Raw genomic sequence first — 24,814 nt, 5'->3', positions numbered from 1 at the left:
TTTTACACATTAAATAAATGAAAGAGGACTTTTGTGATTTAAATAAATCAATACCAACTACAAATGAACTTTATATTTCGATATAATTTCCTGAAGCATTGGCCATACAAAGGTTATATCATATTTTTGCGCAAGCTTATCTAAATCGCCGGGTTTAGGGCGGGCGTTATTTATAAACAAATCTGCCAGATCACTCATGTAGGCTTCATGCCCTCCTGGAACATACATTTCAATAAACCGAACGGGGGCTTTGCCGCTATTCCAAAAACTGTGCACAATACTTTTAGGGCGCAGGTGCCAGTCGCCGGCATCAACTTCAAATAGCTCTTTTCCCACCATAATAGTCAGTGTGCCTTCCAGCACCCGGCATATTTCATCAAACCCTTTATGATAATGTGGTGGGGCACCCAATGTACCAGGAAGCAACACGCTTTCGGCAGTACCTAACAAACCCGAGGTTTGCTTCTTATTCAATTTAAAGAAGATATCACCATCGCCAATCTTTCCCCTTTTACCCATGGAGGCCGGGATAAATACGGGCTCGGGCTGACCATGCTCCTCTTTATTTTCAGTGGCAAACAGCGCGCTGCTTGCCACAGCCGTACCTCCCATGGTTAAAGCAAGCAACTGCATCGCTTTTCGCCTGTTTACTGGTTCAAATGCCATCTCTATTTTTTTTCAAGATACCACTATTTACAATATACTCATAACTCCTGAAGAAAATATATCTTTCTAATAATCTCTCCCTCAAATGTTTAAATAAGTGACTACTACCTACCTCCCGGAGGGCAATGTTCTTTTAAATATTTTGTATATAAAGACCGTAAATGTTGGCTGGTGCCCGCGCCTTCGGATATGCCGTGTGTACGGTTAGGGTACGACATTAACTGGAACTGCTTGTTGTATTTTACCAATTCATTGATCAGTTGTTCGGCATTGGAGTAATGTACATTATCATCGCCGGTACCATGTACATATAGCAGATTGCCACGCAGATTTTTAGCGTAAGTTATAGGCGAGCCTTTGATGAAGTACGAACGCCCCTCCTCATTAGTGGGTACACCCATGTAGCGCTCCTGATAAATATTATCATACGATAACTGGTTGCCTACCGCGGCTACGGCAATACCGGTTTTATAAATTTCGGGGTATTGAAACATTAAGTTAAGGGTAGACGAGCCGCCGCCGCTCCAACCCCAAACCGCTACACGCGAAGTATCTATAAAGGCATTCTTTTTAAACAGTTCTTTGGCAGCCATGGCCTGATCGCGAACGTTGACTATGCCAATATTGCGGTAGATAGATTTGCGCCATTCACGGCCCTTAGGCACCGGCGAACCGCGATTATCCATCGATACATAAATATAACCATCGGCAGCCATATCACCGGCGTATTCAAAATTACGACCGGCCCCATACACATCGGCAGCGGTTTGCGAAGCCGGTTCGCCGTAAACATAAAATACTATAGGGTACTTTTTAGCCGGGTCGAAGTTGGTGGGTTTCATCATCCAGCCATCCATGTTCACACCATCGGCCGTGGTAACGGTGAAAAACTCCGGCTTATTTTTAGCGGCAGAAGCATCAGGGTTAATAGTGCTCGGCTTACCATCCAGCGGTTGGTGTGCCGGCAAGCTAATGGTTTCGGTAGCGTAAGGCGTGTAGCTGTTGTTGAACGAGTGGATAGCAACTAAACCATTAGGGGCAATATCGTAACGGTGCGTACCGGGCTGACTGGCTGGTGATACCCGTTGTGCTGCACCGCCGCTTAGCTTAACCCGATACAAGTAACGCTGGGCAGCATTATCGGGCGATGCTATAAAGTAGATAAAACCGTTGGTTTCGTCGATCAGGTTAATGCTTACCACATCGTAGTTACCTTTAGTGAGCAGTTTTTCCTGACCAAAACGGTCGATGCTGTAAGCATGTCGCCAGCCGTCTTTTTCGCTCAGCCAAATAAACTTCTTACCCTTTTCAATCCATTCCCAGCCAATAGGGCTATCTTTAGCATCTATCCAGGCCTTATCGGTTTCCTGGTAAACCACGCGCGATGCATTGCTGGAGATATTGCAAATGAAAAGTTTACTTGCGTTTTGTGCACGGTTTAATTGTTGTAAGATCAACTCGTTGCCATTACCAGCCCACTCCATACGCGGAATGTAATGCTGTACGGCATCGCCCGGCACATTCACTACCATGGTTTTACCATCGGTAACGTTCACCACTTTAATTTTGCAGGAGCTGGGATCAGTACCAGCTACAGGGTATTCAACCGGCACATTAAATGAATAGGCCGAATCGGTTGTATTGAGCATTAAATAATTTCGAATTTTAGTTGCATCAATTTGCCAGTAAGCAATGTTACGGCTATCGGGCGACCAGCGGAAACCGTCGCGGCAATCAAATTCTTCCTCATAAGCCCAATCGAACGTACCATTGATCAACCGCTTGGTTCCATCGGTACTCAATGCTTTAATAGCTCCTGTAGATAAATCTTCCACATAAACGTTATGCTCACTCACATAAGCCGCCTTGGTGCCATCGGGTGATATTTTAGCGAACATCAGCGATGATTCGGGGCGACCCTTACCTAATTGGGTAAAAGTTTTGGCTTTAACATCATAAACCCAGTAGTCGCCACGAGTATCCTGCCGCCAAACGCGTTTGGTGTTGGTATTAATAAGCACCTTTTGCCTGTCGTCCGAAAAAACAAAACGCCTCACCGGGATAGCGCTTTTACCTGCTGGTGTTAAAGCTGCCCGGCTTACAATTACATTCTTTTTAGCCGCATCGCGGATGTCCAGTTCAGCTATTTCGCCATCAACTGTACGGTAATAATGGTAACCATCGGTCGCCCATTGCAGGCCTTGGGCTTTTACCTGGCTTTGTATCAGTATTATAAGCAAACTACACATCACCATTAAAAGCAGGCGGTAAAAATTCTTGTTCATACAATAAGTGTTTTTTAAAACTACCTTAGCCTCATTATACAATGAGGCTATAAAAATTGCGTTAAATTAATATTTAATACGATAGCCTTTTCCTGCATCTATGAAAAAAGTCTACCTCATTTTCGCCCTGTGCTTTTGCCAGTACACCCTGCTGGCCCAAAATGTAAACCGCAACAAGTTTATAACCGATAGTATTGATAACTATATTAACCGTGCATTAACCAACTGGCGTATACCGGGTGCTGCCGTTTGTATTGTAAAAGATGGCCGTATAATATTACGTAAAGGCTATGGTATTAAAGAGTTAGGCCAGGCCACCAAGGTAGACGAAAACACCTTGTTTATGATTGGCAGCAATACTAAAGCTTTTACCGCTACCGCCATGGCCATGTTGCAAACGCAAAATAAGCTATCGCTGGATGATAGGGTGACCAAATATCTGCCCGATTTTAAGCTGGAAAATAAATCCCTCACCGATATGGTTACCCTGCGCGATCTGCTTTGTCACCGTATTGGCTTTGCTACTTTTCAGGGCGATTTTACCTATTGGACCAGTAATTTGACCCGTAAGGAAGTGGTGGAAAAAATGAGCCATGTAAAAGCGTCCTACCCTTTCCGTACCCGCTGGGGATATAATAATGCCGCTTTTTTAACTACAGGTGAGGTGATGGAAAAAGTGACCAACAAGCCATGGGAAGTTTATATTAAAGAAACGTTGCTGGCCCCACTGGGTATGAGCAACACCGTAACACTATCAAAAGACCTGGCCACCTCTTTTAATAAAGCTGCCGCGCATACATTTATAGATGGACGGTTAGCCGCCATCCCTTACCCACAAATAGACAACCTGAGCCCCGGAGGCAGCATCAGTTCATCGGCTAATGACATGTGCAAGTGGATATTAGCCTTGTTAAACAACGGCAAGGTAGGCACTAAAGAAGTAATACCGACAGCGGCCATACGTGCCACCAGGCAGCCCCAGATATTAGTAGGCGGTGCCGATGACGGCGGCTTTAGCGCTTACGGGTTAGGCTGGTTTTTAGAAGGTTATAAAGGACACCGGTTAGTGACCCATACAGGCGGGGTTAATGGCTTCGTATCGTCCGTAACGTTAGTGCCCGACCAAAACCTGGGCATTGTGATACTAACCAACACCGATCAAAACAGCCTCATAGGATCCCTGAACCTGGATATTATTGATGCTTACCTGAAAATGCCGTTCCGTAACCACGATAAGGAGGCACTTACCGCTTCTAAAGCCGATCAGCAAAGCGAGTTAAAACACAACAAAGCGATGCGCGATAGCGTAGCCTTAAACCTGCGTCCTGCGTTTAGTTTAAATGATTATGAGGGCAAATATAATAACGAACTATACGGAAACCTAACCGTTACTAAAGGTGAGGCTAACGATCTTGAAATGCGTTTTGAGCATCATCCTAAAATGTTTGCCAAACTGCAGCCCTTAGGTGGTAACCGCTTTTTTGTTACTTTTTCCGATCCTATATTTGGCAAGGCCGTATTCACCTTCAGAACGCAAAACAACCGGGTAAGCGGCGTACAGGTTAAGGTAGCCGACTTTGTAGAGATGACCCCTTACGAGTTTAAGAAAAAGTAGGGCGAATGTGCAGATATGCAAATGCACAATGTGCAGATGAAATTCTGTCAATTCATTAGTTCAGAAAAATTCCGTTCAATACAAGCTTGTTAGAAGCTTATTGCAGTTCTTCGTCTGGCAAATGGTCGTCGTCTTCTGGGTCTGGCTCGCGCAAATCATCGCCTACCCTAATCTCGTTCAGGTCGTCGCGGTCTTCGGCCATGTCTTCAAAATCTTCATCATCGTCATCAGCTAACAATTCATCACTCAAATCGCCATCATCCGTCAGGTCGTTATCCGGCGAATTCATCATTAATATATGTTGCCATTCGGTGGCTTGCTGCAGGGTGAGTAACATAATTTTGAGGTTTGTTATGGTAATAACAGCAGGAATTTAACAAATGTTCTGCTTTTTAAAAAACAGCTACAGGTATTCTGTTAAAGCTGTGCGCAATATAGCAATCAGTTCGGGATCGTTATACTGGTAATTATCTTCAATATGCAAAACAAGAACCGGCTTTGCCGCTAATTCGTCCGCAAAACGCTGTTGCAGCAATTGCCTGTGTTTTCGTTCCATAACAATCACCACATCGGCCCAGGCCAGCAGTTTAGCGTTAACCTTAATCCTGGCCTTATCACTGGTACCCGCCGACCGCACCTGGTGAAACGCATGATTTTTAAACAGTGCTTCGGCCGTGGGGCTGCGCCATCGGTTTTTGCTGCAGATGAAAAGGAGGTTGGACAAGGGAAGTTTTTTTAGTGACTGGCAACCATTTTTCTTATATCAGGATGCACTGCATTAGGATCAATTTTTTCAGCAATTTTAAGATACTTACGGGCACTGTCTTTTTGAAGTAATTGACTATAAGCTCCGGCAAGAAATGCATTAATACTGGCATTACTTGGGTTTAACCGGTCAGCCTTTTTTAAATACAAAATACCGGTATCAAGATACTTAACATCCTTGGTTTGGTCGAACATATTGCCATAACTTGTATAAGCACTTATGTAAATTTTTGCGTTGATAGAGTCGAGTTTAATAGCTTTTTCAAATAGCGGTAAAGATTCTTTGTATAATCTTTTCATACCTGTTAAGTTTGCAAAGCCCCAATACACTTCGGCATTTAGGCTATCCAGCATCCAAGCCTGGTTAAAACGAAACATAGAAGTATCGGGCTTTTGCTGATAATAAAAATCCCAACCTCGTTTAGCAAAATATATAGCAGCGGCCTTTCTACTTTTAAAATGCTTGTCTTCTCCCTTTAAAAAGTTAGAATCTGCTTCTATCTGTGCCGTACACTTTTTTACACGGCCATACATAGGCAACTTATTAATATTTTCAATGCAATCATCCGGCAAATAACAACTTATTAACACAATGGATAAAACAGCACACAATAGTAAATACTTTTTCATCAGTTTATTTTAATTAATACTACTTAGCCAAACCCGCCTCTGCCAGCAACAGCAGTAAAGCTCGCTGGGTAGCCTCATAGCCCTTGTCATCTAAAAACCATTCGCCTAGTGCATGTGCGCCGCCCGATTTGCCGCCGCTGCCAATGGTTACCGCTGGTATTCCTTTAGAAATGGGTATGTTGGCGTTGGTAGAACTTACGCCTAAGCTTGGCGACACTTTAAAGTAGCTGGTAGCGGCAATAGCCCGCTGCACAAATGGGATAGCCGGATCTTCCACACCCGACGGACGGTCGCCTACCATTTTAACGTCTACGGTTAAATCGGGACCTAAACGCTTCATCTGATTCTCCTCTTTTAAGGCGCGTTGAACGGCTTGCTGTAATAGCTTGTCTATCCCGGTTACCCGTTCAGGGCTTTCCGAGCGCATATCTACCTCCATCCACGATTCGAACGGGATAGAGTTAACCGATGTACCGCCGCCAATAACACCCACATTGTAGGTGACCCTTACACCCGGCAGGCGCGAAAACTTATCGGCCTCCAGCACCCAGTAGTTGATAGCCCGACCCAGGGCATTATGCGGATTAGCCAACCCGAACGCGCCCGACGAATGCCCGCCTAAACCTTTAAAGGTAATACGGTACCGGTGCGAACCTAATCCGCGGTGTACAATGCCGTTCATACCTGTGCCATCTACCGCAATGTAAGTATCAATTTTACCGGGCCCCTGCGCACTAAACAGGTTTTTAACCCCGCGTAAATCGCCCTGCCCTTCCTCGCCAACCGCACCAATAAACAGTACATCGGCATCGGTTTCTATGCTGTTCTTTTCTACGGCTTTGAGCACGGTAAGTACTACGGCCAAAGCACGGGTATCGTCGGCCACGCCGGGCGCATACAAGGTGTCACCCCGGTGTTTGATCTTTACATCGGTACCTTCGGGAAAAACGGTATCTAAATGCCCTTCCAGCACTACGGTCTTTTTGCCGGTTTTGCCTTTACGTTTGGCTATTACATTGCCCACGTTATCAATCCAAACACTATCGGCACCGGCGGCTTTTAGCATCTCGGCATACTTCTTCGCCCGTTCCATTTCCTTGTAAGGAGGTGCGGGAATTTCGGTCAGCAAAATATGATCGGCCAGTGTTTCGGGCTGCAAATCAACAATAGTTTGAAATGCTTTTTTAACCGTAGGTTTGTTAGCAATGCTGCTGATCTGCTGGATATATTGCTTGCCAGCTGTGTAGGTCTTTTTAGCTTCGGACGATTCTTCCTGCGCAAATGATAGCTGGGTTGAGCTGCTGATAGCTAAGAGAAGGGCAGCTTTGAGTAGAGGTTTATTCATGTAAGTTTCAGTATGAATTATTGGGGGCGTTGTAAACGCTAAATTGTATGAATCACTCATTATAGGTGAGCGTAAGAAATCTATATTAATTGTTCATAATTCATTATCGTTTGAATTTGATTCATCAGCATCATTTTCAGTTTCCAATAGCTGATACTGTTTAAACTCAAAATTAATTCTTTGACGAAGCCGATAAATGAAATACAAAAGATAAACGGCTAAAAAATTCATACTAAAAAGAAATGATCGGTTGTTACTATTGATATCGAAATTCCATTTAGAAAACAAGCCAAAATCAACCCCCATTCTTAATCCATTTCCATCTTCTCCTACATTGTATTTGATATTGCCTGATAGTACCAAACCCGATACATACATGAAACCGTATCCTAAAAACAAAAAGCTGAATACCTGAAGCATTTGATTGATTATGGACAGCTTTAAACCAGTATCATATTGTGATCCAAGCAGCTTTTTCCCGGCAGTAATAGATAAGCCGTACAAGCAAAAAGCAACCATAAACAACAAAATAAGCAAGCCGCTAACAGCTTGGGTGCGTGCTAATAGCCATATGGTTAACAACACGCCAATAGCACCGCCTATGATTTGATACCAGCCTAAAACTTTTAATTTGATAGCAACACTCTTTGAAAATATATCCGGCATTTTTTTTATTTGATTAGTAATAAGTTATTTCAAGCGTTATAAACGCTAAACCACACGAAGCACTCATTACAAATGAGCGCAAGTTGATTTTATATATTGCGGTAAATTCTGAGGCCGACTGCAAATAAAACACCTATTATGCCGACAATGAAAATACGGCGGCCATGCTTTCTGTCGCTTTCTATGTAGCCATAGGCTTGCTCGCCATTAGGAAGTGTATTTTTATGTTTCATTAAATGCCAGCCAATAAAAAGACCCATTACGCCACCAAGCACAGCAAATATGTAGCCTACAATGATCCAGGTTGTTTGAGGTTTAGCTGGTTTTCTAAGACTGTTTAAATACTCTTGTTTTAACTCATTTAACTTATCGTCGTTTGGCATTGCTCCGCGTAGCCTTAACAGCCGTATAGCGAGGGCGTGATCTGTAGCACTCCATTCATCTGCCTTAATGAGTATATCTATCAGTTCACTGTTGTTAAATTTGAGCAGATAATGATCGGGCTCTATTGAACTCAATGTAGCTTCTTCATGATCAACCAATAATTGATTAACCTTTACAAAATCAGCAGCCGCGATCCTCACCGTATAATCTGTTAAATTTTGACTATTTACAAAGGTGGGGTCAAACGACAGTGCACTCTCTACAGCCGTGTAAGCGATGTCATTCTTTTTCAGTAATTCAATTAGCTCGCTTGCCAAGGCCAGGTCGTTATATCTTCTAAATTCTAAGAAGGTGTTTTGCATGTTATAGTTAGATTTAATTACGATTCTTTAATCTATATGACTAATCATCTGCACATCTGAATTCGCGCATCTGCACATTAATTACTTCCCTTTCCCCGCCATATAATCCAGCGTTAAATTACACAAGGCCTTTACGCCCAAACTAAAACCGCTTTCGTCAATATAAAAATCGGGCGTGTGGTGGGCGGCGGTTTTAAGCGGATCGGCTCCTTTGGGCATGCCACCTAAAAAAATGAACAGGCCAGGCACCTTTTCCTGGAAAAAGCTAAAATCTTCGGCACCGGTTACGGCAGGTTTTAACACTACATTGGCCGTGCCCGCGGTAGCTTGCAGGGTGGGCAGCATTTTGGCCGTAAGGGCCGGGTCATTGTAAGTAACCGGGTAATGCACACTTAGCGGAATTTTGACTTCAGCCGTGGCTCCGGCAGCTTCGGCTGTTTTGGTAGCAATAGTTTTTACCCGTTCAATCAGCATTTGTTCGTCGGCTGCGCTCAGCGCCCGTATGGTGCCCAGCATCACCACCTGCTCAGGAATAATATTGGAGCGGTTGCCGCCGTTTATAGCGCCTATGGTGACTACGCCGGCATTTTCGGTCACGTTTAAATTACGGCTCACAATAGTTTGCAGGCTGTTGATGATCTGTGCCGATACCACAATAGGATCGATGCTGCTCCAGGGATAAGCGCCATGTGCCTGCTTGCCCTTTACGGTGATTTGCATATCGTTAACGGCAGCCATGGTACCGCCCGGGCGGTAAGTAATTTTTCCAACTTCGGTTTGCGCATTAATATGCAGCCCAAAAATGGCATCCACCTTAGGGTTTTCCAGCACGCCTTCTTTGATCATCAATTCGGCACCGCCTTGTTCACCAAAAGGCGCACCCTCCTCGGCCGGCTGAAAAATGAACTTGACCGTACCCCGCAATTCACTTTTCATGCCCGCTAACACCTCGGCCACGCCCATTAAGATGGATACATGTGTATCATGCCCACAAGCATGCATTACGCCCACTTCGGCATTATTGTAAGTAGATTTTATTTTAGAAGCGAAAGGTACCGGCGTACGCTCTATAATGGGTAAGCCGTCCATATCGGCACGCAGGGCAACCACAGGGCCTGGCTTACTGCCTTTAAGTAAGCCTACTACGCCGGTTTTAGCCACACCAGTTTTTACTTCAATGCCTAAGGCCTTTAAGTGTGCGGCAATTATACCGGCCGTGCGAGTTTCCTGGTTGCCCAGTTCGGGGTGCTCATGCAAATCGCGACGCCAAGTTATCAGCTTGGGCTGAATGGCATCGGCTTTTTTAGCTATAGAGGCTCTAAGGGCATCGGTTTGGGCGAAAGCCGCGGAGGCACATAACAATAAAGCGATAAGGTAAGCTTTTTTCATATCGGGTATGGATTTGGCCTTTAAGATATGAAAAATGTGGAATATGGGTTTGAAGATGTTAAATAATGCTTTGAGAAATGTTGGATGCCTAAGCTATAATAACTTCGTCTGTTAGGCTGTCAGTATTGTTGAAGACTTAGCAAAGTATAATTCTTCAACATAGCTACCCATGACATAAAAACATACAGATATAAGTGCCACATTAAGGTTAAGAGCCATTTTCTCTAAACGCTTTTTTTTCGTTGGATAAGGATATTTTGATAGGCCTCCACGCCTCGTTCAACAAAGTTAGATACTTTAACAATTAATCGCCAGTATTGAGCAGCAAGTTTTATTGCCGTAACTTTTATGGCTACAGCCGGTCATTTTCTGCCTCTCAAACGCCAGGCAAACTCACCCCATCCGATGTATTTGAAGTTTAGCAAACCATGGTTTCATTGTTTGAAGATCTGTCCTACAGAGCGCAAAAGCCCTTGGGAATTGATTTCATAGCTTAGCCTGACAGGCGTATTTCAGACGCTCTTTAATGCTTTCCCCTGCTTAAAACGCCTGAATACAATCCATATAACACCCAACAGTGCCAGCGCGCAACCCGTTACTGGTAAATAATCGCCGTGGCGGGTGTAAAAAGTAAGGTCCGAATTAAGGTTAATCTCCTGTTTTAGCGCTGCCCTTACCCACCAGCCCGATTGCTGCACCACATCGCCCCGCTGGTTGATAAAAGCCGAGATACCGGTATTGGCCGAACGGCATACCCAGCGGCGGTTTTCAATGGCGCGCAGTTTGGCATAATCCAAGTGCTGGTCTTTACCCGAGGTGTTTTCCCACCAGCCATCGTTGGTAATAATGGCGATGAATTGTGCTCCTTTACGCACCGATTGCGCTACCCAATCGCCCCAAATGGTTTCATAACAAATAACCGGATCGGCACCTATGCCGCTTTGCGAGTAAAAAACATCGGCTTCCGGCTGGCTGCCATAACCGCCCGTTGCTCCACCCAAGTGCGCAAAAACCGGTTTTAAAAAGCTAAGTGCCGAACCAAAAGGCAAAGCCTCGGCACCCGGTACCAGTTTCGATTTATGATAGAACTGCAGTTTACCCGAGTTTTCGACATGTACAGCGGTATTAAACATATCATAATACTGGTTACCTTCGGACATGGAACGTGCCGTTACAGTTTGTGCATCATTATATATTTTATAGGTAGATATTCCCGTAATGAGGTTAGCATTTTTATACTTGCTAATAAACTGTTTTATTTGCTGGTATTGCGGACTCTTACCAAATTGCTCTTCGTTGATGTCTTGTGTGATGGCGGTTTCGGGCCAAATAAAATATTCGGTATCTGCCTGGGCAAGAGAGTCAGATAATTGGGTTAACGTATTAATCTCCTGGTAAACAGGAATATTGTATTTGGTGTAAGGATCAATATTAGGCTGAGCCACCACCACTTTCGATGGGCTTTCCTGTTCCTTATAACTATAATATCTGGATAAGGAAAAGGCTAAGGGAAAAATCAAAATCGCTGCAAAAGCGGCAACTACCTTAATCTGATAAGCTTTGCTTTTTGCCTCGCGCAAACTGGTGTATAGTAAAAATAGGCAAATATTGCAAAGCCATATCCAAACCGTACCGCCGTACACTCCCGTGTACTCGTACCATTGTATCCATTTATGGCTTACGGCAAAGCCATTGCCCAGCGTCATCCAGGGAAAATTAAGATCCCAGGTTTGGTGCAGGTATTCATAGCCTATCCAAAAGCAAACCAGTGCCGCCAAACCCCAGCCACGCGATGTTACCATGCGAAACCTAAAATATAACCAGCAGGCGCCAGCCATTAATAATGGCCCCAGCGCATAAGGGATAAGTGTGATAGGCACCGCAATAAGCGGCCCTATGGTTTTCAATGAATTATACACCCAATATATACTCAGGCTGTTCCATATAAAAAAGCCGGTAAAGGTGGTGCCAAAAATGAGTTTACCTTTTGTTTTAACGCCCGATTCAATGATGTTTTCTATGGTGATGAGCATAGGTACTAACCCCACAAACAACAAAAATGTATTATATGATGTAGGCGGCCAGGCTATCCACAACAACAGCCCAGAGAATATGGCAAGTAAAAGGTTTTTTCTCATGTGATACAAAGAAACGATGGACGTACATATATATTATTAACTAAAGATTATGTAACGGGCAGCGTTGTATAATAACACCCCAATTATTAACCTTACGCTGTTCATTACTACCCCTTCCCCGCCACGCATATTACAAACTCGCCCTTAACCGGGTGCGTTTCATAATACGTTTTTATTTCGGCTACGGTTCCGCGTACAGTTTCCTCAAACATTTTGGTGAGTTCGCGCGATACGGAGATCTGCCGCTCGGCACCCCAGTAGGTGATCATTTCATCCAATGTTTTCAGTAAACGGTGGGGCGATTCGTATAATATAATGGTACGTTCTTCATCGGCTAAAATTTTGTAACGGGTTTGGCGGCCTTTTTTGAGTGGTAAAAATCCCTCAAAGCAAAACTTATCGGTAGGGAAACCTGAGTTCACCAGCGCAGGTACAAAAGCGGTAGCTCCGGGTAGGCACTCTATTGAAATATCAAACTTTAATGCCTCGCGCACCAGGAAAAAACCGGGATCAGAAATGGCTGGTGTACCGGCATCCGAAATGAGGGCTATATTCTTTCCTTCCAGCAAAAACTTTACAATTTCGGTGCTCGATTGATGCTCATTATGCTGGTGGTGCGCAAAAACCTTTTTTTCGATACCAAAATATTTAAGCAGCGGTGCCGATGTACGCGTGTCTTCTGCCAAAATTAAATCGGCCTCGTTTAAAACCCTGATGGCCCTAAAGGTCATATCCTCTAAATTGCCTATGGGCGTGGGTACTAAGAAAAGTTTACCGGTCATGATTGAGTTTTCAGTTGTTGGTTTTCAGTTGTCGGAGTCGCTAATTATGTATATCAGTATGCAGGTGCCAATAAATCTTACAACTGGCAACCGCAAACAGACAACTGAATCCTATCTTTGCGAAGAAAATTTATAAATAAATGCTGCAAGTTAGTTATATCCGCGATAACAGGGAACAGGTTTTAGAACGTTTGGCTGTAAAAAATTTTAAACAGCCCGAACTGATTGACGTGATCATACAATTAGATGATAGCCGCAAACAAACACAAAACCGTTTAGATAGTACATTGGCTGAGGCCAACGCCGCCGCCAAACGTGTTGGCGAGCTGATGCGTACCGGTCAAAAAGCCGAAGCCGAGCAATTAAAATCGCAAACCGGAACCTGGAAAGAAGATATTAAACAGCTGAACGAACAGCTGAACAGCATAGAGTTGGAGTTGCAGCAAAAAATTGTAGTACTGCCCAACCTGCCGCATAGCAGCGTACCTAAAGGTGTAAGTGCCGAGGATAACGAAACCGTGCTGGAGAATGGCGAAAAGCCGCACCTGCCCGAAAACGCCTTACCGCATTGGGAATTGGCCACTAAATATAATATCATTGATTTTGAATTAGGGGTTAAAATAACAGGCGCAGGCTTCCCCGTATATAAAGGTAAGGGTGCCAAGTTACAACGTGCTTTAATTGCCTTTTTTTTAGATGAGGCAGAAAAGGCCGGTTATAACGAGGTGATGCTGCCGCTGATGGTGAACGAAGCGTCGGGCTTTGGCACCGGGCAGTTGCCCGATAAAGAAGGACAAATGTACTTTGTAGGCCAGGATAATTTATACTTGATCCCTACCGCAGAAGTGCCTATTACTAATTTATACCGCGATGTGATCCTAAAAGCTGATGAGTTACCTGTGAAGAACACCGGCTATACGCCATGTTTCCGCCGGGAGGCAGGTTCTTACGGAGCGCATGTACGTGGTTTAAACCGCTTACACCAGTTTGACAAAGTGGAGATTGTACAGGTAGTACACCCCGATACGTCTTATAAAGTATTGGAAGACATGAGTTTACATATACAGGGGTTGCTGCAAAAATTAGGATTGCCTTACCGCGTGCTGCGTTTGTGCGGCGGCGATATGGGCTTTACCTCCGCCTTAACTTACGATATGGAAACCTGGAGCGCGGCACAACAACGCTGGCTGGAAGTTTCATCGGTATCGAATTTTGAAACTTATCAAACCAACCGTTTAAAATTACGCTTTCGCAATGCCGAAGGTAAAACGCAGTTGGCGCATACCTTAAACGGGAGTGCATTAGCTTTACCACGTATTGTAGCTACTTTATTGGAGAACAACCAAACCGATAAAGGCATTAAAATACCGGAGGTACTGGTGCCTTACACTAAGTTTGAGTGGATAGATTAAATCCTGATAAATAACAAAAACACAAGGGCACCGATAGGGTGCCTTTGTGTTTTTTACTCTTCCCAGTTAATTGTTTTTAAAGCGGCCACAATACCGTTTATACAATTATTTACGTTTACCATGCTTTTAACCGGGAAAGGTGTTACGGCAATATGTTCTACCGATGTAACACCCGATAGGCTGATGGCTTTGCGTGTATATTTTTCAATAGTTTTGAGGGAAATAATGATTAAACGTGGTTTCATTTGGGCTATCTTATTGGCCAGGGGTTGAACTCCGGCCTCCCGCGCGGTCACTTGTTCTTTAAGTGGTAAATATTTAATAGGCTCTACAGTTAAACTTTCAAAGTAGCAGCCCATGTCTTTAAACACTTTCAAAAATTCATCATTACTGCTAAAATCGCCAAAAACTTGTGTGTAAGCATCTTTAACCGCTCTGAACATGCTGGAGTTTTTCAAGTAAAAGTACCGGTTGTTTACCGGCATGCCATCGGCAATAAACAGCACTTCAACGTTATTAGGCATATACTGCTCCTTCAAAGCTAAAAATTCTTCCTTTTCCATTTAGCAATTCAACAATACAAATCGCTTTTGGATTTGCGTTTTAGATTATAGTGTTTAAATTATATATAGATAAAAGCTATAGGCTATCAATTATTTGAATAACACAAAGGTTTAAAGTTAGCTATATTTGTGAAAATTATAACAAATAGCATATTATGATAACAGTTGGTGAAAAATTTCCGTCTTTTAATAAAAAAGCCGTAGTAAGCATAGAGAAAGGTAAAGAGTTTGAAGATATAACCTCCGACTTTTTAGTGAACGATGATAACGTTTGGACCGTGATGTTCTGGTGGCCGAAAGATTTTACTTTTGTTTGCCCTACCGAAATTGCTGAATTCAACAAAAACTACGGTGAGTTCCGCGATCGCGATTCCCGTTTAATTGGTGCTTCTACAGATTCTGAGTTTGTTCACGCGGCATGGAGAAAGAACCATGACGACCTGCGCGACCTGAAATTCCCGATGTTGGCCGATACTTCAAAATCATTAGCTGAAGACCTGGGTATTTTAGAGCCTACCGAAAAGATCGCTTACCGCGCTACTTTTATCATAGACCCAACCGGTGTGGTACGTTGGGTATGTGTGAACGATTTAAACGTAGGCCGTAACGTTAAAGAAGTTTTACGTGTATTAGACGGTTTACAAACCGACGAACTTTGCCCATGCAACTGGGAAAAAGGCGAAGAAACTATTACTGTATAACCTCACCCCAGCCCTCTCCAAAGGAGGGGGAGTTATAAATATACCTTTCAAAGCCCTCCCCTTTGGGGAGGGTTGGGAGGGGTTAATCTGTTAATACCCATGAGCGAAAGCACCGAAATAGTACAGGAACTGCTGCAAAGCGTTGCTGTTGATAAAGATTATCGTACCGAAAGTTTAACCCTGCTGGAAGCAGGCGAATCGCGTTACTTGCGCGATTTAAAACTAAACCTGACCAGCACCCTTACTTCCGAAAAATTAACCACTAAAGAATGTGCGTTAATTGGTTTAACCACGGCTATTAATAACAATAATAAGCCGCTAACCATTTACTTTACCAAATACGCCGAAGAGCAAGGTGCTACCCCGGCCGAAACTGCCGAAGCTGCCGGTTGCGCTTCTTTGCTGGCTTCTAACAATATCTTTTACCGTTTCCGCCATTTTACGCAAAAGGAAAAGTACACCCAGATCCCGGCGCGCATCCGCATGCAGCTGATGATGAAGCCGGTAACCGGTAAAGAGTTTTTTGAGTTGATGAGTTTAGCCATTTCTGCCGTAAACGGTTGCGAAATGTGTGTGAATGCCCACGAAGATTCGTTAATGAAATTAGGCACTACCGAAGAACGTATTTTTGATGCCGTGCGTATCGCATCGTTAGTTACTGCAACCGGTAAAATAATTTTTTAATACAAAGAGTTAAAATTAATAAAGGGTGACTATTTTTTTAGCCACCCTCAATTTTTATTTAATTTATTTGCTTTTAATTAAAAAGACGAGTAAATTTAGGGCAAGATTAAAAGCCTGTTAGTTTAAGTTATTTAAATACGCTTAATACACGCTAATGGGTAATAAAAAACAATTTAATTGTATTTAAAGCCGTTCTGCTGACTCCAGAACGGCTTTTATATTTTAATGCACATCGGCGGCTGGTTTCAAATTCTTTTTAAAAGGCTGCAGATAGAGTAAGGGTATAGAAAATAGCATGACCAGGCCGGTAAGCCAGTAAGCATCATCATAAGTAAGCAGCATGGCTTGCTGGGTTACAATACGATCCATAGAGGCATAAGCCATTTTAGTAGCATCGAGTACACTGCGGCCATGTGCCATAAAATTATGGATCATACCTTGCAAGCGCTCATTAAATGCCGGGTTATACTCGTTTATATTCACCAGTAAATTACTACGGTGCCCTTGCTGGCGAATATGGATGAGCGTAGTTAACGCCGCAATACCAAATGAACCGCCTAACTGGCGCATCATATTATTTAAACCCGCTCCCTGACCTATTTCGGCACCTTTTAAATCGGATATAGCCAGTGTGGTTAACGGTACAAACAATAATGCCATACCCACACCGCGTATAGCCAACGGAATAAAGAAATCGTGTTCGCCGGTTTGCAGGGTAGAGTTGCTGAGCATGTGGGTAAACACAAAAAACAGGAACATACCTACGGTTGCCATAAACTGCGCCGGTACACCTTTGTTAAGCATTCTGCCTACAAACGGCATCATAAATATAGTGAACAAGCCACCAGGAAATAATAATTCGCCGGTTTGCTGGGCGGTAAACCCTAACAATGCCTGGCAAAATATAGGGAAAACAAAAACGGAGCCATATAAACCAAAACCTAATATAAAGGAGGTGAACATACCTATAGAAAAGCTTCGGTGCCGCATAATACTAAAATTCACAATCGGGTGATCGGTACTTAACTCGCGCCATATAAACAGCAGTACACCAATAACAGAGGTAGCGGTTAATGCCGTAATGTACGGGGTGGCAAACCAATCTTCCGATTCACCTTTCTCTAATATGGTTTGTAAACTGCCTACGGCAAGTGCCAGCAGGCCAATTCCCCACCAGTCTATCGGCTTCTCCCGCCCCTCCTTTGGTGTGGGCCTTACATACATAATAGTAAATATGGCTGCCAAAATACCCACAGGTATGTTCACATAAAATATCCACGGCCACGAAAAATGATCGGTGATGTAACCACCAATAGTTGGGCCTACAGTTGGGCCAACTACGGCACCCAAACCAAATAATGCAGTTGCGGTACCTATCTGTTCGCGCGGCCAGGTCTCTATTAAAATAGCTTGCGATGTTGATATTAAACCACCCCCGGCCATGCCCTGCAAAATTCGGAACAGGATGAGCTCGGTTAAAGTTGTTGCATTACCGCACAAAAACGAGGCAATGGTGAATATAACGATAGAGGCTAAAAAATAATTTTTTCGCCCAAAAAAACTGCCCAGCCAACCCGACATAGGTAAAATAATTACGTTAGCTACTGCATAGCCAGTGGTAATCCAGGCTACATCTTCTAATGTGGCACCCAGGTTACCTTGTATAGTTGGCAAGGATACGTTTACAATGGTGGTATCAATCAGCTCTAATAACGAAGCTGTAATTACCGTAATGGTAATGATCCACTTTTTAAATCCTACTTCGGCCATAGAATATTAGTCTTTAATAGAAACCGAAACGTTTACGCTCATTCCTGCGCGCAGCTTATCTAAAGTTTCTTTATTTCCGTTGATTTTAATTTTAACAGGTACGCGTTGTACAACCTTCACAAAGTTGCCAGTAGCGTTATCGGGGGGTAGCAAAGAAAAACGGGCACCCGTGGCAGGAGAGAAATTGTAAACCGTTCCCTGCAATTCAAGGTCGGGGTAGGCATCTACTTCAAGCTTTACCTTTTGACCGTTACGCAAATGCTCTAACTGCGTTTCTTTAAAATTGGCGGTAACAAACAGGCTGTTATCGTTCACTACCGAAAACAAGGTTTGACCCGCTTGTACCAGTTGCCCCAATTGCACACTCTTTTTAGAAGTAATACCGCTGGCCGGGGCTTTAATGGTAGCATAAGTTAACTGTAGTTTGGCATAATCCACATCAACCTGGCGCTGGCTAACGCCTGTATTGGTAACCTTTAACTGGTTGCGGGTTGTACCAACTTGTTGCTGTGCAGCTTTGTATTTATCTTTTGATGCCTGGTAATTAGCCTGTGCTACATCCAGGTCAGATTTTGCCTGGTCAAACTGTTGCTGGGTAATAGAGCCATCTTTTATAAGGTTAGCGTAACGTGCATAATCTTTCTGCATTTTTTCCAGCTTGGCAGCGGCCGAGCTAACCTCTGCTTTCGCACTGGCCGAGTTGGCCTGGTTACTGTATATCTGCGATTCGCTTACCCCTACGTTGGCACCGGCACCTTGTTGAGCGGCCTTTGCCTGCTCTACTTTAATTTTATAATCGCGGTCATCAATTTTTACCAGCTCCTGGCCTTTGTTCACGTGCTGGTTATCTTCAAAAAATATACTGTCAACATAACCGCCTACGCGGGATACTACCGGGCTAATGTCGGCATCAATTTGTGCATCGTCGGTATCCTCGTGCTTGGTGGAGTACAGGTATTCTTTAACACCGAAAATAAGACCGACTATTACCACTATAGCCAGTATAATGGGGATAACGCGGTTGGGCTTTTTCTTAACTTCTGATTGTATTTCTTGTTCTTGTGCCATGGTATTATATAGTTGTAGCGTTTTTATTATTTAGTAAGTTTTCCGGTTGATTTTAACAGGTTGTAGTAGGCCAGTCCGGCATCGGCCTTAGCCAGTTCCAGGTTAATTTGTGCCTGGTACAATAAAGTTTCGGCATCGGCCCTGTCTGTTGCCGATGCAGTGCTGTTAGCGTATTTTGAAGTTAAGATCCGGTTGTTCTCTGTGGCCTGCGCAATAGAGGTTTCCAGCAATTTGATCTTGTTGATAGCCTTAATATAGTTTTGGTAGCTTTGGTTTACCTTGGTTTTAATATTATCGGTAACAATATCCTTATTAATTACCGATTCTTGGCGCTGTATGCGTGCCTCAATAACCTTGTTCTTGTTAGTCCATAACGAGCCGAAGTTCCACGATAGGGCTAAACCGGCTGTAAGCGGCGTAATATATTTACCGGTATTAGGAAAAGGGTTGGCCGATGCATTTACATAATACAAACCAGCGGTAGCGGCCAGGGTAGGCAACTTTTGGGCCTGTATGTTTTTAATGTTGGTTTCCGATACCTTGGTACGCAGGTCTTGCTGTCTTATTTCCTGGCGAATAACAAGGGCACTGTCGCGGTAGCTTTCTAAAGGTGCTACGTTACGCCGTGCATCGGCAATTTGGGCAATGTTAAGCTGAGTGTCTTCGGGAAGTCCTAATAAAATAAGCAAATCGTAGTTAACAATCTTGCGGTTATTATCCAGATCTATCCCGTTCAGTTCAATGTTAGCGCGTTGTAGTTGAAAGCGAAGCACATCATTTTTAGTAACCAAACCCTGCTCAAAAAAACGTTGCGCCTGATGTATCTGCTGATCTATGGCTTTTAAGTTTTGCTCAACCACGCCCTTGCTTTGTATTACGCGGTACAGGTTGTAGTACGCGTTTACTATGTTAAAAGCAATTTGCTCCCGGTCGCGGTCTGCATCCAGGCGGGCAACCTGTATCAGCAGGTCGGTTGATTCTTTGGCATAGCGTAAGCGGCCGCCGCCATATATAACCTCTTCAACTGATACGATACCTAAGTTGGCATTGGCGCTCTTAGGCAGGCTCAACGATTCTTCGCCCAGGTTAAGGGTGTTGGCCGGTATTTGCGCACGGCTATACATAAAGCTGGCGGTACCGGTTGGCAGCGCCAGGTCTTTAGCCTGGTTGTACTGCGATACCGCTTGTTCAATTTTGGTTTGCGAAAGCTTTAGGGTTTTACTGGTCTCCAACCCTAATTTAATGGCTTCTTCTAAAGTAATGGTTCTTTCCTGAGCGCTGGCTGCATTGCCCAGCAACAGGCCCGCCAAAATGACGGTAACACCCCAACGCACCGGCTTATTAAGCAAGCTTTGCAAGGCATCAGTAATAATGGTTGTATTAATTCGCGTTGTCATTTTCAATAAGTAAATAAGATCTTAGTAGTTTTTTGAGGTAATTTTTAAGCCGGGGTTTTAACTTTTCTTCCATATTAACCGGGTCTTGCGTATCGTAACCAAGTGTTTCCGATGATATATGCGGCGAGTTAATGATTTGGCCCTTAACGCCAAATACGGTTGCTACCACCATTTCAGTATCAGTATCCTGTTTAAACTCTCCCCGTTCTATGCCTTCGTACAGTATCTTTCTTAATTCTAATACATTCTGCATAATCATGTCGGTAATTTTATCGGCCAGTTCGCCGGTACGCCTAACCGTCATTTCCTGATGTATCACTTTTTGAAAGCAGTTGTTATTGAATACTCGGTTGATATAAGCATCAACATATTCGCTCACTTTTTGCCAGGAACTAATGGCATCGTTACTGCCTATATTTTGAATAAGGCTGCGGAAATTCGAGGTACGTCTTTCAAAAATAGCAACCAGTAGTCCCTCTTTCGAGCCGAAATAATAGTTGAGCATGGCCATGTTTACACCGGCCTCTCCCGAAATTAAACGGGTAGATGCGCCATCGAAACCATGTTCGGCAAATACCCTCTCGGCTACATCCATAATATGGTCTTTTTTATCAGTCTTTTCTTTTTCCATTTTTTCGTTAGGCAAAATTAATCAAACGATTGATTAGTGAAAAATATTTATGTCATGCTAATGAAAGATGTTCTCACATAATATCATATTTTTAATCAAACGATTAATTGTTTATCAGAAAGCACAGTATTACTGATTTGTTTTTAATATTTGTACATTGATAATATATTAAACACCTCCGCATAGTAATGAAGTTTTACAGCTATATTCTCGCATTTCAGTTAATATGTTCAGGTGCTTTGGCGCAAACTGCACCACCGGCCGATTTAAATACCGTTAAACAAAATTATAAGAAACTGAACGTGCTTGGCAGCGTACTTTACGTTGCCGCCCACCCCGATGATGAGAATACCCGGCTGCTGGCTTACCTCGCCCAGGAAAAAGGATACCGCACAGGTTACCTGGCTTTAACCCGTGGCGACGGCGGCCAAAACTTAATTGGTAATGAGCAAGCCGAGCTGTTAGGGCTCATACGTACCCAGGAACTTTTAGCGGCTCGCCGAACAGATGGTGCCGAACAGTTTTTTACCCGTGCTAACGATTTTGGATTTTCTAAAGGGCCAGAAGAAACTTTAAAAATTTGGGATCGCTATAAAATATTGGGCGATATGGTTTGGGTGATCCGCCAGTTTAAACCCGATGTAATGATCTGCCGTTTTCCAACTACAGGCGAGGGTGGACATGGGCATCATACCTCATCGGCTATATTGGCGCAGGAGGCATATACTGCTGCAGCCGATGCTAAGCGTTACCCCGAACAGTTGAAATATGTACAACCCTGGCAGGCCAAACGCCTGTTATGGAATACGTTTAACTTTGGCAGCGCTAATACTACCGCGCCAGACCAGTTTAAGCTGGACGTGGGCGTGTACAACGCTATATTAGGTAAAGGTTATGGAGAGATAGCTGCTGAAAGCCGGTCTAACCATAAATCGCAGGGCTTTGGTTCGGCACGGCAACGCGGACAGGCATTGGAGTATTTTAAAAACCTGCTGGGCGATGTTCCGCAAACCGATTTGTTAGATGGTGTTAACACTACCTGGAAACGGGTAAAAGGCGGCGATGACATAGCCGCTAATTTGGCCATTGTCAGCAAAGGTTTCGATGCCGAAAATCCTGAAAGATCGGTACCCGGCCTGGTGCAGTTACGCAGCAAAGTTGAAAATATTAAGGATGTTTACTGGCGCACCCAAAAACTAAAAGAACTGGATAACCTGATAGCCACGTGTGCAGGGCTTTGGTTCGAGAGCTATGCCGGCGAAGCGGCTTATGCCCTGGGCGATAGCATTGCCATTCGCTCGCAGGTAATTAACCGCTATAACAATAAGGTTAAACTGCATAGCATCAGCATTCAAAACCAGGCGCAAACCTTTGCCGGTACCGGGCTGGTAATACCCGCCAACCAGCTGCAAAGCTACACCTCAAAAGCATTAGCCGATAAAATTACACAGCCTTATTGGTTAGGTGCGCCTCATGGTATTGGCGCTTATACATTAGCGGATGATAAACTTGCCGGTAATCCCGAAAATTCTGACTTACTAAAGGTAACTTATGAATTTATTATAGAAGGAAAGCCAATTAAATATAGCCGCAACCTGGTTTACAAGTATGTTGACCCGGTACGCGGTGAGCTTTACCAGCCAATAGAAATTGCCCCGCCTGTTACGGGAACTATAGAGAACAAGGTGTACGTATATAATGGTAATAAGCCGCAAACATTGCAGGTAAAATTAAAGAGCTTTATTAACGGTAGTGGCAAGGTAAGTTTAAAACCTGTAGCGGGGTGGCAAATTAGTCCGGCCGGTATTGATTTTAGCAACAAGCGTAAAGGCGATGAATGGACAGCCGATTTTATAGTTACTCCGTTAGCCGCCGCAAAAAACAACACAGCCGAAGCGGAAGTTACCGTAAACAAACAAACTTATAATATGGGTTTGCAGCGCATCAGGTATGAGCATATTCCTAATATTACGCTGTTTCCGCCGGCCCAGGCTAAGTTGGTAAACCTGGATTTGAAAATCACCGGTAAAAAAATAGGGTATGTTACCGGCGCAGGCGATTTTGTGGCCGAGGCTTTAAGGCAAATAGGCTACGAGGTCCATTTATTAACCGAGGGCGAAATGATGAACGCCGATCTTTCTGCTTACGATGCTATAGTAATGGGTGTACGCGCTTACAATGTAGATCAACGCCTGGCTTTTGAGCATTTTAAACTAATGGAGTATGTGAAAAATGGTGGTAATTTGGTAGTGCAGTATAATATTCCGGCGGGGTTGGTGGTACAGCAAATAGGGCCTTATCCGTTCAGGCCGGTTAACGAGCGGGTAACCGATGAATTTGCAAAAGTAACGGTTACCAATCCGCAAAGCCCGTTATTAAATTATCCCAACAAAATTACGCCAACAGACTTTGACGGCTGGGTGCAGGAGCGCGGTTTGTATTTTGTAAGCGGCATAGCGCCGGAGTATCAAACCATTTTTGAAATAAACGATGCAGGCGAAGCGCCCAATAAAGGATCGCTCATTACAGCCAACTATGGTAAAGGACGCTTTGTTTATACCTCGCTGGCCTTTTTCCGCCAGTTACCAGCCGGTGTACCGGGTGCTTACAGGCTGTTTGTAAATTTATTGAGTAAGCCCAAATAAAGGCTATTTGAGTTATTAAATATAAAGGCTGAACAATGCCGGGTAAAGGTGCAAGGATTGTTCAGCCTTATTGATACAATTAAATTACAGCACTATTTTTTCGATAGCTTTATCCAAAGCGCTATCTTTTAAGTCGGGCATGTTTACGCCTTCAACACGCAAAGCGGTTATATCCGTTATTCCTAAAAAGCCTAAAACGGCACGCAGGTAGGGTTCGGTAAAATCGTATGATTTCATGGGCCCCTCGCTGTAAACACCGCCGGTAGAAATGGCCAGGTACACTTTTTTATTCTTCACCAGGCCTTCGGGCCCGTTTTCAGAATATTTAAAGGTTATGCCTGCACGGGCAATGTGATCTATCCACGCCTTTAAAGTGGAGTGGATGCTAAAGTTGTACATGGGCACGCCAATTACAATAGTATCGGCATCCATGAGTTCGGCAATGGCCCCGTCCGAATGTTTTACGGCTTCAGCCTGTTCGGGGTTACGGCTTTCGGCCGGGGTGAAGAACGAATTAAGATGTGCCTCCTCCAGGTGCGGAAATGGCGTATCTATGAGGCTATGTACTTTCACCGTGGCGGCTGCGTTTGCTGCCTGTAGCTTTTCAACAATGGCATTTCCCAGTTTTATACTGAACGATGCTGCGCCCCTGGGGCTCGATATAAGATGTAAGATCTTCATGTTTGTTTATTTGATGTTTAAACAAACATAGGCAACGTTGTTTTTAAATAACCACTACTATCCTAAAAGATACCGGTATTCTTTAGGATAGTGTGCGAATTATTTTGGATGCAATATTAAAAAATGAACCGGTTTACAGATCGTTAAAGCTTGATTTGGCGCAGGAACCGAAACCTCATAAAACAAGTAAAGCCTCCTGATGGGCAGGAGGCATTTACTAACCAATTATAAACCT

22 protein-coding genes are annotated in these 24,814 nt (G+C 43.8%); 5 read left to right on the top strand and 17 right to left on the bottom strand.

Annotation, left to right across the window (positions count from 1 at the left end; all coding sequences use genetic code 11):
- Nucleotides 1-57: 57 nt before the first annotated feature.
- Nucleotides 58-666, bottom strand: coding sequence for a cupin domain-containing protein (locus tag ACFQ3S_RS08480; RefSeq protein WP_377163283.1), 609 nt, complete (start codon nt 664-666; stop codon nt 58-60).
- Between the two features lie 104 nt (nt 667-770).
- On the bottom strand, nt 771-2,951 hold the full coding sequence (locus ACFQ3S_RS08475) for a S9 family peptidase (protein ID WP_377163281.1): 2,181 nt from the start codon (nt 2,949-2,951) through the stop codon (nt 771-773).
- 100 nt (nt 2,952-3,051) lie between these two features.
- Here ACFQ3S_RS08475 and ACFQ3S_RS08470 point away from each other — a divergent pair, with 100 nt between their 5' ends.
- Nucleotides 3,052-4,566, top strand: a complete 1,515-nt coding sequence (locus ACFQ3S_RS08470) for a serine hydrolase (RefSeq protein ID WP_377163279.1) — start codon at nt 3,052-3,054, stop codon at nt 4,564-4,566.
- Nucleotides 4,567-4,663: 97 nt separating this feature from the next.
- Here ACFQ3S_RS08470 and ACFQ3S_RS08465 read toward each other — a convergent pair whose 3' ends face one another.
- The 9 genes from ACFQ3S_RS08465 to rsmI all read right to left on the bottom strand — a co-directional run bounded on the left by ACFQ3S_RS08465 (nt 4,664) and on the right by rsmI (nt 13,027).
- A complete protein-coding gene (locus tag ACFQ3S_RS08465; RefSeq protein ID WP_377163277.1) occupies nt 4,664-4,903 on the bottom strand; it encodes a hypothetical protein in 240 nt (79 codons plus the stop codon).
- 66 nt (nt 4,904-4,969) lie between these two features.
- A complete protein-coding gene (locus tag ACFQ3S_RS08460; RefSeq protein WP_377163275.1) occupies nt 4,970-5,290 on the bottom strand; it encodes a low molecular weight protein tyrosine phosphatase family protein in 321 nt (106 codons plus the stop codon).
- 11 nt (nt 5,291-5,301) lie between these two features.
- Nucleotides 5,302-5,961, bottom strand: coding sequence for a tetratricopeptide repeat protein (locus tag ACFQ3S_RS08455; RefSeq protein WP_377163273.1), 660 nt, complete (start codon nt 5,959-5,961; stop codon nt 5,302-5,304).
- A 19-nt stretch (nt 5,962-5,980) separates the two neighbouring features.
- Nucleotides 5,981-7,306: a M20/M25/M40 family metallo-hydrolase gene (locus ACFQ3S_RS08450; protein WP_377163271.1), complete on the bottom strand. Its 1,326-nt coding sequence runs from the start codon at nt 7,304-7,306 to the stop codon at nt 5,981-5,983.
- A gap of 93 nt (nt 7,307-7,399) precedes the next feature.
- Nucleotides 7,400-7,972, bottom strand: coding sequence for a hypothetical protein (locus tag ACFQ3S_RS08445; RefSeq protein WP_377163269.1), 573 nt, complete (start codon nt 7,970-7,972; stop codon nt 7,400-7,402).
- A gap of 89 nt (nt 7,973-8,061) precedes the next feature.
- Nucleotides 8,062-8,718: a hypothetical protein gene (locus ACFQ3S_RS08440; RefSeq protein WP_377163267.1), complete on the bottom strand. Its 657-nt coding sequence runs from the start codon at nt 8,716-8,718 to the stop codon at nt 8,062-8,064.
- 81 nt (nt 8,719-8,799) lie between these two features.
- A complete protein-coding gene (locus ACFQ3S_RS08435) occupies nt 8,800-10,107 on the bottom strand; it encodes an amidohydrolase (RefSeq protein ID WP_377163265.1) in 1,308 nt (435 codons plus the stop codon).
- A gap of 512 nt (nt 10,108-10,619) precedes the next feature.
- Nucleotides 10,620-12,245, bottom strand: a complete 1,626-nt coding sequence (lnt, locus tag ACFQ3S_RS08430) for an apolipoprotein N-acyltransferase (protein ID WP_377163263.1) — start codon at nt 12,243-12,245, stop codon at nt 10,620-10,622.
- A gap of 107 nt (nt 12,246-12,352) precedes the next feature.
- On the bottom strand, nt 12,353-13,027 hold the full coding sequence (gene rsmI, locus ACFQ3S_RS08425) for a 16S rRNA (cytidine(1402)-2'-O)-methyltransferase (RefSeq protein WP_377163261.1): 675 nt from the start codon (nt 13,025-13,027) through the stop codon (nt 12,353-12,355).
- A 140-nt stretch (nt 13,028-13,167) separates the two neighbouring features.
- Between rsmI and serS the strand changes: the two genes are divergently transcribed.
- The gene (gene serS, locus ACFQ3S_RS08420; RefSeq protein ID WP_377163259.1) at nt 13,168-14,439 is read left to right on the top strand and encodes a serine--tRNA ligase; all 1,272 of its coding nucleotides are present in this window, start codon (nt 13,168-13,170) and stop codon (nt 14,437-14,439) included.
- A 53-nt stretch (nt 14,440-14,492) separates the two neighbouring features.
- Here the strand turns inward: serS and ACFQ3S_RS08415 are convergent, their stop codons facing one another.
- Complete coding sequence (locus tag ACFQ3S_RS08415; RefSeq protein WP_377163257.1) at nt 14,493-15,002, bottom strand: hypothetical protein; 510 nt, start codon at nt 15,000-15,002, stop codon at nt 14,493-14,495.
- Between the two features lie 155 nt (nt 15,003-15,157).
- Between ACFQ3S_RS08415 and ACFQ3S_RS08410 the strand changes: the two genes are divergently transcribed.
- Nucleotides 15,158-15,703, top strand: a complete 546-nt coding sequence (locus ACFQ3S_RS08410) for a peroxiredoxin (RefSeq protein WP_377163255.1) — start codon at nt 15,158-15,160, stop codon at nt 15,701-15,703.
- Nucleotides 15,704-15,802: 99 nt separating this feature from the next.
- Nucleotides 15,803-16,387, top strand: a complete 585-nt coding sequence (locus ACFQ3S_RS08405) for a carboxymuconolactone decarboxylase family protein (protein ID WP_377163253.1) — start codon at nt 15,803-15,805, stop codon at nt 16,385-16,387.
- 222 nt (nt 16,388-16,609) lie between these two features.
- On the opposite strand, the gene ACFQ3S_RS08400 is transcribed toward ACFQ3S_RS08405, so the two are convergent.
- The 4 genes from ACFQ3S_RS08400 to ACFQ3S_RS08385 are packed head-to-tail and all read right to left on the bottom strand — an operon-like array spanning nt 16,610 to nt 21,253.
- Entirely contained in the window at nt 16,610-18,157 is a 1,548-nt protein-coding gene (locus ACFQ3S_RS08400) for a DHA2 family efflux MFS transporter permease subunit (protein ID WP_377163251.1), read from the bottom strand.
- Nucleotides 18,158-18,163: 6 nt separating this feature from the next.
- Nucleotides 18,164-19,225, bottom strand: a complete 1,062-nt coding sequence (locus tag ACFQ3S_RS08395; protein WP_377163249.1) for an HlyD family secretion protein — start codon at nt 19,223-19,225, stop codon at nt 18,164-18,166.
- Nucleotides 19,226-19,251: 26 nt separating this feature from the next.
- Nucleotides 19,252-20,622 (bottom strand): TolC family protein, encoded by a 1,371-nt coding sequence (locus ACFQ3S_RS08390; RefSeq protein WP_377163247.1) that lies wholly within the window; start codon nt 20,620-20,622, stop codon nt 19,252-19,254.
- The gene (locus ACFQ3S_RS08385; protein WP_377163245.1) at nt 20,606-21,253 is read right to left on the bottom strand and encodes a TetR/AcrR family transcriptional regulator; all 648 of its coding nucleotides are present in this window, start codon (nt 21,251-21,253) and stop codon (nt 20,606-20,608) included. Before ACFQ3S_RS08385 ends, ACFQ3S_RS08390 begins: the two co-directional genes overlap by 17 nt.
- 188 nt (nt 21,254-21,441) lie before the next feature.
- Here ACFQ3S_RS08385 and ACFQ3S_RS08380 point away from each other — a divergent pair, with 188 nt between their 5' ends.
- Nucleotides 21,442-23,898 carry a PIG-L family deacetylase gene (locus ACFQ3S_RS08380; RefSeq protein ID WP_377163243.1) on the top strand — a complete coding sequence of 819 codons (2,457 nt, stop codon included), beginning with the start codon at nt 21,442-21,444 and terminating at the stop codon, nt 23,896-23,898.
- An 84-nt stretch (nt 23,899-23,982) separates the two neighbouring features.
- On the opposite strand, the gene ACFQ3S_RS08375 is transcribed toward ACFQ3S_RS08380, so the two are convergent.
- The gene (locus ACFQ3S_RS08375) at nt 23,983-24,579 is read right to left on the bottom strand and encodes an FMN-dependent NADH-azoreductase (protein ID WP_377163241.1); all 597 of its coding nucleotides are present in this window, start codon (nt 24,577-24,579) and stop codon (nt 23,983-23,985) included.
- Nucleotides 24,580-24,814 lie beyond the last annotated feature (235 nt).

The organism is Mucilaginibacter terrae (assembly GCF_042679325.1).
GTDB classification, from domain to species: domain Bacteria; phylum Bacteroidota; class Bacteroidia; order Sphingobacteriales; family Sphingobacteriaceae; genus Mucilaginibacter; species Mucilaginibacter terrae.
The sequence above is the reverse complement of the archived record's forward strand: the minus strand, read 5'-3'. Positions and strand labels throughout refer to the sequence as shown.